The organism is Neobacillus bataviensis LMG 21833, from assembly GCF_000307875.1.
GTDB lineage: Bacteria > Bacillota > Bacilli > Bacillales > Cytobacillaceae > Neobacillus > Neobacillus bataviensis.
This window is the reverse complement of record NZ_AJLS01000057.1, coordinates 81,636-90,356: the sequence shown is the minus strand read 5'-3', so window position 1 is coordinate 90,356 and position 8,721 is coordinate 81,636. Positions and strand designations below refer to the sequence as shown.

At 35.7% G+C, this 8,721-nt stretch carries 13 protein-coding genes; 5 read left to right on the top strand and 8 right to left on the bottom strand.

What is annotated here, in order from left to right; translation table 11 throughout:
- Nucleotides 1-150: 150 nt before the first annotated feature.
- Nucleotides 151-594 carry a cell wall hydrolase gene (locus tag BABA_RS10620; RefSeq protein WP_007085184.1) on the bottom strand — a complete coding sequence of 148 codons (444 nt, stop codon included), beginning with the start codon at nucleotides 592-594 and terminating at the stop codon, nucleotides 151-153.
- A gap of 437 nt (nucleotides 595-1,031) precedes the next feature.
- Between BABA_RS10620 and BABA_RS10615 the strand changes: the two genes are divergently transcribed.
- Nucleotides 1,032-1,463: a hypothetical protein gene (locus tag BABA_RS10615; RefSeq protein WP_007085183.1), complete on the top strand. Its 432-nt coding sequence runs from the start codon at nucleotides 1,032-1,034 to the stop codon at nucleotides 1,461-1,463.
- A gap of 208 nt (nucleotides 1,464-1,671) precedes the next feature.
- Here BABA_RS10615 and BABA_RS10610 read toward each other — a convergent pair whose 3' ends face one another.
- Complete coding sequence (locus tag BABA_RS10610) at nucleotides 1,672-1,878, bottom strand: LbetaH domain-containing protein (RefSeq protein ID WP_007085182.1); 207 nt, start codon at nucleotides 1,876-1,878, stop codon at nucleotides 1,672-1,674.
- Between the two features lie 70 nt (nucleotides 1,879-1,948).
- On the opposite strand from BABA_RS10610, the gene BABA_RS10605 reads away from it, so the two are divergent.
- Nucleotides 1,949-2,413: a low molecular weight protein-tyrosine-phosphatase gene (locus BABA_RS10605; protein WP_007085181.1), complete on the top strand. Its 465-nt coding sequence runs from the start codon at nucleotides 1,949-1,951 to the stop codon at nucleotides 2,411-2,413.
- A 327-nt stretch (nucleotides 2,414-2,740) separates the two neighbouring features.
- Here the strand turns inward: BABA_RS10605 and BABA_RS10600 are convergent, their stop codons facing one another.
- The gene (locus BABA_RS10600) at nucleotides 2,741-3,196 is read right to left on the bottom strand and encodes a hypothetical protein (RefSeq protein ID WP_007085180.1); all 456 of its coding nucleotides are present in this window, start codon (nucleotides 3,194-3,196) and stop codon (nucleotides 2,741-2,743) included.
- A gap of 527 nt (nucleotides 3,197-3,723) precedes the next feature.
- Nucleotides 3,724-3,933: a hypothetical protein gene (locus BABA_RS10595; protein ID WP_007085179.1), complete on the bottom strand. Its 210-nt coding sequence runs from the start codon at nucleotides 3,931-3,933 to the stop codon at nucleotides 3,724-3,726.
- 472 nt (nucleotides 3,934-4,405) lie between these two features.
- On the opposite strand from BABA_RS10595, the gene BABA_RS10590 reads away from it, so the two are divergent.
- Together BABA_RS10590 and BABA_RS10585 are read left to right on the top strand one after the other, a co-directional pair.
- Nucleotides 4,406-4,981 carry a dihydrofolate reductase family protein gene (locus BABA_RS10590; RefSeq protein ID WP_040345950.1) on the top strand — a complete coding sequence of 192 codons (576 nt, stop codon included), beginning with the start codon at nucleotides 4,406-4,408 and terminating at the stop codon, nucleotides 4,979-4,981.
- A 258-nt stretch (nucleotides 4,982-5,239) separates the two neighbouring features.
- Nucleotides 5,240-5,632, top strand: a complete 393-nt coding sequence (locus BABA_RS10585) for a hypothetical protein (protein ID WP_007085177.1) — start codon at nucleotides 5,240-5,242, stop codon at nucleotides 5,630-5,632.
- Between the two features lie 679 nt (nucleotides 5,633-6,311).
- On the opposite strand, the gene BABA_RS27295 is transcribed toward BABA_RS10585, so the two are convergent.
- From BABA_RS27295 to BABA_RS10580, 4 genes are all read right to left on the bottom strand, one after another.
- Nucleotides 6,312-6,455, bottom strand: a complete 144-nt coding sequence (locus BABA_RS27295; RefSeq protein WP_157273164.1) for a hypothetical protein — start codon at nucleotides 6,453-6,455, stop codon at nucleotides 6,312-6,314.
- Between the two features lie 79 nt (nucleotides 6,456-6,534).
- Nucleotides 6,535-6,645 (bottom strand): YjcZ family sporulation protein, encoded by a 111-nt coding sequence (locus BABA_RS26500; protein WP_007085176.1) that lies wholly within the window; start codon nucleotides 6,643-6,645, stop codon nucleotides 6,535-6,537.
- 62 nt (nucleotides 6,646-6,707) lie between these two features.
- Entirely contained in the window at nucleotides 6,708-6,833 is a 126-nt protein-coding gene (gene yjcZ / locus BABA_RS26495) for a sporulation protein YjcZ (protein WP_083865357.1), read from the bottom strand.
- Between the two features lie 501 nt (nucleotides 6,834-7,334).
- On the bottom strand, nucleotides 7,335-7,973 hold the full coding sequence (locus BABA_RS10580) for an NAD(P)-dependent oxidoreductase (RefSeq protein WP_007085175.1): 639 nt from the start codon (nucleotides 7,971-7,973) through the stop codon (nucleotides 7,335-7,337).
- Nucleotides 7,974-8,175: 202 nt separating this feature from the next.
- Between BABA_RS10580 and BABA_RS10575 the strand changes: the two genes are divergently transcribed.
- On the top strand, nucleotides 8,176-8,628 hold the full coding sequence (locus BABA_RS10575; protein WP_007085174.1) for an Rrf2 family transcriptional regulator: 453 nt from the start codon (nucleotides 8,176-8,178) through the stop codon (nucleotides 8,626-8,628).
- The last annotated feature ends 93 nt before the right edge of the window (nucleotides 8,629-8,721 follow it).

Sequence of the window (8,721 nt, the reverse complement as noted above, 5' to 3'; positions counted from 1 at the left end):
TTAGAAACATTTCGCACAAGCATCGCACCCGATAGTTTAAGTACAACATTTCACAATCTTGCTTTCTTGGAAAAAAACTATTAATGAAAGTTTTATTTTATTTTGTGTAGATATTCTAATTATGTAAAAAAGCTTACTCAAAGAGTAAGCTTAACCTCTATAAACACTATCACATGTTCCAGGTTTTGGTTCATAAAAACAATGTTCTTTAAATGCACCAGTATGAGGTTGATCGTACCATGTAGGAGGACACCCTGGCGCCGTTGGATTAAAATACCAAAGAGCAAATTTCGCAGGATGATCTCTCCAACCATTTATATTTTGTTGTGCTAATCTTTTTTCAGAAGTTCTTGATCTTTGATAAAATACATTCCCTTTTTGCACTGCTTCAAAAGAAAAATTTCCTCCTTGTACTTGAAATATTGCATCATGAACAGTGGTTACACCTTTGAAATCTAAGCATTGTGCTACAACACGATTTATTATAACATTTCCAACATATAACATTCCTTGCTTTCCTTCGCCTTCTGCTTCTGCTCTCATCATTCTTGCCATTTCATCTACTTCATGACTTCTAGCCCTTACTCTTGGCATTTCATCACCTCTCAAATTAATGTATGAAAAAAAGCATACATTCATGTCATTGCCTATATAATAAGATTCTTAGTTTTTATAGCATACAGTTATTATGTTACTTGAATAAGAAAAAGGCTTTACTCCTTATAATAGTAAAGCTCCCATTACTTTTAGTACATTTCTTTACAATATCTTCCTAATCGTAGCATCATACCATAACTGTGTTGCACCACAATCTGGCCATAAATTAAAAAAGAGCGTTTTTCCTTGTTGTAGGATAGCCCCCGTTTGTGGCATAAAATGACAAGGTCACGGAAATGAGCGACTTTATTTAAAGTAACGTTCTTTATTTTCTTAAAGTGAATAAAATCACTTTAAGAAAATATATTGAAAATAAATAAAGAGGTAAACAAAAAAGAAAAAGAAGGAACCGGGAATTTCAAAAGAAGGTTGTGATGAACATCAAGGTTAGGAATTTTTATTATCTGATTACAGGCATCCTTGCGATGCTGTTTGCCGTCACGCACGCATGGAACGGGCAATCTGCTGTGCTACCGACGCTCAACATTGAGGAGATATCCGTGGGTACCCGGACAGTATTCACGTATGTCTGGCACATCATCACGGCGGAAAATCTGATCTTCGGCATCGCTTTCATTCTCATGTCATTCCAAACCGAGCGATCAAAGATCCGGTTTGCAGCATGGTTGATCGCGGCGATCCTGATCGTCCGACTGATGGTTATTCTTGGTGTAACGGCATTGCTTGACGTATCGGGGCTTACGGATACGCTTATAGATTCTTTTGCCATCGTAATCTATGTCGCCCTCATCATACTGGGCACAAGAATGAAGAAAAAGCAGTACGATGGTCAGCAACCACAGTAACAGTGATGTCCGAGTTGTCTTCAAACTCTGTAAGATGGTAAACCCCATGCCCATCAAGCAAATAACAAAAAACGAGTTACATACTACCGTTTTTCACAAAATCCGAATCAACTGGAACCTAACAGAATATCTTGGTAAGTATCTTATGATCACCGTAATAGTAAAAAGCTAGGCAGAATATTCTACCTAGCTTTATATTTATAGGATCTCATTCCTTAATTTCTCGTAAATAGTACTCATATAACTCATCAATAGAAGAACTAGTTAGTAAGTGAGTGGCTGCTTCAATAGACTCTCTTTTCCAATCAAACCAACGTATCTCTTTTAACTTCGCAATTTCCTCATCTGAAAAACGCTTATTTACTTCTTTTGCAGGGTTCCCGCCAATAATCGCTGGTGGTGTGAAAAACAACACATCTGTCTAATCCATATTTTGTAAATCTGTTTAAATAGAAAAATAAGATAAATTAAAAGGGGTTAAGTACATGATCCACGTTTTATTTGTATGTCTGGGGAATATTTGCCGTTCACCGATGGCTGAAGCTTTGTTTCGCGACTTAGTCAAAAAGGAAAATTTGACTAACAAAATTGCAGTTGATTCCGCTGCAACCAGTTCATGGCAAATCGGCTTCCCTCCGCACGAGGGAACTCTTGATATTCTAAAGAAATACAATATCTCTTCTGCTGGGCTTGTTGGTCGCCAACTAAAGAAAGAAGACATTTGGAAGTCCGACTATATTATCGGTATGGACGAAAGCAACATAAAAAATATTTATAGGATAACCGGCAAGCCAAATCATCCAAAGATCATTAGGCTGCTCGACCTGACCAAATACAGGAAAGATGTCCCTGATCCATTTTTCACAGGTGATTTTGATGAAACCTATCGTCTTGTTTCAACGGGCTGCCGGGCATTAATCAAGAAAATACGCAGCGAACAAAACTTTTAACAACAAGGCATCCATCTTAATCCGATAATCAAAACAGTTTTTATTTTTACTAAACCCATTTTTTGAAATTGTAAAATACGGTTACTACACAAAAATTTCAATAACACCTGCTTCGAGCCAAATATTGTTTGTGAATGTTCAAGTGTTGCGATCATTACAGCGTAGTGGTCGCTGTTATCGGAAATGTCATCTTCCCAAGTGTGCAAGGGCTTTATCGATACTTTTAAGGATGATCAATTATAACCAAGTTGGCCGAACGGTGACTTAGCCAATTAATTCACCACTATTGAAGTAAACTGACCTTATAATACGAAAGCACCCGTTACTTTAATTAGTTAGTATCAAATAGTATGATTTTGCATCTTGTAATAAACTACTTAAATCAAATGATGCTTTGAAGGCTATATATATTGCAATACCTGCTAATATAGTTATAGTTACAACGCCATCTTTAAGCATTTTTCTATTTTTCTTATAAAGGATAAGCGTTGTCATAATAACAATTAAAAAGTATGATATCGATAAAATTAGTTTTGCTAATACCAATTTACTATCATTTACAGCATTCATATAATTTACTAAATCGTCTTCATTAGCAGATCTCTCTTCGATAATAGATATATCTCCTTTGTAGCCAACCTTCCAATAAAATTTATTTTGTTCTTTTGTAACGGTGTACTTATAACCCAAAGTTTTTCCATCACCAATAATCCCTGAATATTCCTGTGTATCTTCTTTACCTTGGGAACAAGCAGATAAGAAAAAGGGAAAACAAAATAGCATTAGAAGAATACATTTTTTTATTTAAATTCCCTCCCATCTTTTGGGAAATTCTACATAAATCCATATATTTTATTAAACAATCTTGACCTTTACTTGAATAAGGGAAAGGAACTCCTTCAGGTGAAAACACCTCAATAAGTCCTGTTTTAGTTGCCTTACGATATACTTCATCTCCCACTTGAAAAAATTCAGAGATATAGGGTGGTTTAGCCTACCAACAGTATAGATTAAAACTAATGCCATAAACAGCCGTCCATCTATAGTCTTTTGCTAAGATATATTCAAGTAAAAATGTGAAAATTCCTTCTTAAGCTAACCTGCCTATGTAGACATTACAAGAAGCCTTAGGGGATACCGACAATTGTTGTTTTTCAGAGGAGGAGATTTGATCATGAATCCAGTCATTGGTCTGGATGTTTAGTTTAAGATGGAATATTCGACTAAACCTCCACTTTTATCCCATATAAAATAAAAATAGTGCCAACTTCTCTTTAATAGAAATTGGCACTTCGTTTATTCCCTATACTTTATCGTGCTGCTTTTGGCGGTTGGCACACGTCACATTTACGTTGGTTATTATTTTTAAATTTCGTTAATGTTTTTTCAAAGTTGCTACCACATGCGCATTTAAATAGTAGCTTTTGAGAAAAACCGTTATATTCCGTCGTTAGCAACTTACTTTCCGAATTGCTCTCAACAAATTCTTTAATTTTACCAATTGTCCATCGTTTATTCATTCTCTTACACCTCCATATTTTATCGCTTGCGGAGGCTTTTCTTGGCATCCGTTCAATTGTAAGTAAAAGTAGTAATTATCCTAAGTTACTCATTATAACATGAGATGGCACTCAATTAAACAGACGGAAGGTATCTTATTATACTAAATTGCTTTTTATATACAGTATCAGATACAAAACCTTCGAATGGTGCGCCATTTATCTTTGTTTATAAGTATCTATAGATATTCTTTTTTTATGGCAAAAAGACGATACTGCTGCACTCCTTGAAATGAAGAAAGCGTTAGTATGAAATCGAACAGTCTGGAATATTGGACAAAAGCATAAAACAGGCATTGCCTGTTTTTTATTTTAATTAGTGTAACTTATAGAACTTTTTTACCCAAATTTATAAAAAATTGGTTATACTTACATTGGAGGTAAGTAAAGAAGTATGAAAAAAATATCCCTCATGAACAAAGGAGAACTAAAAATGAGAAAACTCGTTCTATTTTTGCACGCATCGCTTGACGGTTTTGTAGAAGGTCCGAACGGTGAAATGGACATCGGCTGGGTTTCCTACGATGCTGACTTGGAGAAACACGCGAAAGAAATTCTGAGTACTGCCGACACTGTCATATGGGGACGTGGGACTTTTCAGATGATGCACAGTTACTGGACATCTGTTCCTTCGAACCCCTCAGCTTCGCAGCATGAACGGAATCATGCCGAGTGGATCGAAAAGACAGCCAAAATCGTTTTTTCCACGACGCTGGAGAAAGTCGAATGGAACAATTCCAGACTGGTGAAAGAAGATGTCGAGGAAGAGATCAAGAACCTCAAACAGCAGCCAGGCAAGGATATGGTCATCCTCGGTAGTCCTAGGTTAGCACACTACCTTATGCAGCTTGATTTAATAGATGAGTATAAAATTACGGTTTCTCCCGTCCTGATCGGCAGCGGGTTGCCGTTATTCCAAGGTCACAAGGAGAAGATCAATCTTAAACTTATCGAAAACAAGACATTTGATTCTGGAGCCATAGCCCTCGTTTACCAGACGGTGAGATGACCTTGTCTCCTAAAGCAGATTACGTCAGATACGATAGCATTCCTGTAGATCGTTAAATATCAGGTTTGAAAAAAATAAAGCCCCTCAGTAAGATATGAGTATAGACACCACTCTAACTCACAACTTTAGGAGGAACCCTACCATGAAGTTAGCTTGCCTAACTCTTACAAGTATAGTGAGACTAACAGCAAGCTATTTTACATTTTCTAATTGGTGTATAATAGTGTGAAGAAATTTTATACTAACGGAGGGTATGAAATGAAGATTTTGTTTGATGAAACATACACTTCAAAAGACGGAAAGCTTACAAGCAGGAATATTTGGTATGGATATGCTGATATATCTGTTGATGGTCACCATGGAAAAACCATTAAGCTTAATGAAGATTTTATGGATCAATTATGCGAATTAATAAAAAATGACTTATCTAAGAATGCAGCAAATGCGCCTACTCAAACTAACTGGTATTTCTATGGAAGTGCTGTAACCAAGGACGCTATTGGAGACAATATCCGTCCGACAATTATGGTTCGTGAGAGATCTGACGAGTTTATAACTAATTTTAATATCAGTGACCACGATTTTGCTGTAAATATTGATGCTATTCTGTTGTTTAAGGCGGATTTTGAAAAACGTTTAGCGAGTCATTGATGAGTAATATCAGTATAAGCATTTTCAAACTATTTGAGGGGATGATTTCATAATGGGGGCCTACCGACAAAACGCGGATATTATACGCTAAGCAAATTCTGCCTAAAAAAAGTCGAATTCCTAAACGCTAAGGAAACGACTTTTTAATTTGGTTTGTTAGGCTAACCCCGTTAATTGGATAAGAAAAAGCCCACAATATGGCAGCCCGTTCTTAAAGAAAAACATCCGTTTAAGTAGCAACCTTCAAAATAACTTCTCCAATTACTAAAATCTGATAGTTTTAGAATCCTGCACCATAATTTATATTTTTTACTTCAATTAACCTGCTGCGCTAGTTCCAAAAAAAAGAAAGCCCTTCTCATACGAGAGAGGCTTTATGCTTCTTCAACTTCCTTAATGCTTAAGTATCAATATGAAAACGCCATACTCCAAAGAGGCCTGTGAGCCCCGAAGTAGCCAGTCCAGATACTGTGTATTTTCCAGAAAAGCAGTGCGAATTTAGTGAAGAAAAGTGAAGAATGCCGTTAGTTTAATAAAAAAAAGCCGCCAATTATAGCAGCCTAATCTTAAAGAAAAAACGCCTTATGTTTAATAACTTTCAATTTGTTCAATAAGAACAGCTGCTTATGACAACTTTTCTTTTACGTAGACCCATGGAAACACTGTTTAAATCTTGTGCTTAAAAGAATCTGCGTCGTCTTCTTTCGAATTCAAAACGTCTTCTTCTCTCTAATTCAATTTCAATTTCAATGGGAAAAAACCGTCTTCTTCTAAAGCCGTCACGAAAAAACATGTCTCTTCGTCCAAATCCAAAAAATGGCATTTACTTATTCCTCCTTTCATTTCTGGAGCCTATATGACAAAGGGACAGTTAACTTAACCTGCCCTTTGTTCCGTACAAATTAGTAGCCGCTCATCATAAAAGAAGCTCCTACAATAATTAGCAGAATAAACAATACAACGATTAACGCAAATGGGTTTCTTTCTCGATGTTCGTGTCTAAATTCTTCCATGTATATCACCTCCTTAAAAGGACTTTACTCACCCAAATTCATACTGTTTTGTTTATTAAACATTAACGGACACTAGCTAGAACGATAATTAACAGAATGAACAAAACTACGATTAAAACAAATGTACTACCGCCGCCATAACCACCGCCGTAGCCATAACCGCCGTATCCGCCATATCCATAGCACATATTTATCACCACCTATTGAATTTATGCGAAGAGAGAATACTTCTTCTATGTATATATATTTTTGGGGGATAAGGGTGGCTTGGACAATCGTCATATAGTAAGAAAAAGTCAGCGATTTTCCTAAAAATTTTTCTTAAAAAGAAATAGAACGTATGCAATACATGCAAACGTTCCATTGGAGGTGTAACTATATGTCTGGACTTGTAGCATCGGAGGTAATAATAATATATGCATTTAGAATAAAAGCGAATGGACAAGTGTTGATTAAAAATAAAATAGGCACGAAGTTGCAACTTTGCAGATTCCAGCATTAATATAGTAATGTTTCAAAAAGTAGAGGTTAGATAAAGTCTATCTCTGCTTTTTATTATGCAGCTAAAGAACGTCGATAGGTGCATAATAAAAAGCCGCCAATTAAGGCAGCCTAATCTTAAAGTAGGGTAAGTTCCTTGTTATTCATAGTATAATCACCTTTCAAGCCTATCTTTACGTCGTTACTACTTACTCTGCTTCGCCAACGACAGTAAAACGTTCGTTTATATGCTGTGGATTTTCAATTTCATCTAAAACTGCAATGGCGTAATCCGCATAACTGATATAGCTTTCACCTTTTAAATTTACAAGTAGATGATCTTTTCCTGACTTATAAGATCCAGTTCTTTTTCCTTCCGCATCAAATACCGCTGAAGGACTGATAAATGTCCATGTAATATTAGTTGTTGTCTGTAATTCTTGTAAATTTCTCCCTTGACCTTTTGCAGTTGGTTTCACGAAATCTGGAAATTCAGGTGTATTAATTAACTGAACAGTTTTATTTTCATCGACATAAAGGCTTCCAGCACCACCGACAATGATTCCTCTTGTATTAGTTCCTTTTAAAGCCTCGATTAAAGCATGTCCAGCATCCACATGTGCTTGCTCTTCACCAAGTGGTGCACCGAAAGCATTTACGACTATTTCAAACTGCTTAACATCATCTTGTGTGAGATCCAATATATTTTTTTCGAGAACCGTAACATTCGTGTCTTTTAGTTTTGACTTATCCCTTACGATAGCCGTAACTTGATGTCCCCGACTAACTGCTTCCTTCAAAATAAGGCTTCCTACTTTCCCACTTGCACCAATAATTCCAATTTTCATTTTTAGTCCTCCCGTTATTAACATTCACTTGTAATTAAATTGATTACCTGTAATCATAATAATTACATATTGTTTATTTGTCAATAGTTTTAAAAGCCTTTCTTGTATGTAGTGTGAAAATATTAACAGGAATTATACCTTGTAATAGAACTAATTACAGGTATATTATAGTAGTGTAACTAATTAAAGTAGGTGGAGAAAGATGTCTATTAGCAGTCGGTTTGCAGTGGGTATTCATATATTGACACTAATTGAGATAAATAAAAATGGAGTTAGCACTTCGGAGTTTTTAGCTGATAGTGTAAATACAAACCCAGCTTTGATTAGAAAAATCATAGGAATGCTTGGAAATGCAGGGTTAGTAAAGACACGCCCAGGCATTGCGGGAGTTGAATTAGAAAAGAATTTATCTGATATTACATTGCTTGATGTTTATAAGGCGGTAAATGTTGTGCAAGACAATGAATTGTTTAGTATTCACGAAAATCCCAACCCCGATTGTCTTGTTGGTCGAAATATTCAAGATACGATTGTTCAACAATTTTCGTTAGCCCAAGGTGCGTTAGAGAAGGCTCTTGAAAATGTAACCTTGGAGGATATTGTAAGGGATATTATTAAAATAGATAAATTAAACAATAATATGTTAAGTAATTAGTAAACGACGTTCTTTCCACGGATGTCGTTTTTTTATTATGTCAAATCTTTTAATTAGATTAATGCTTCTTTAAGTATCCTGCCCTTTTGTTCA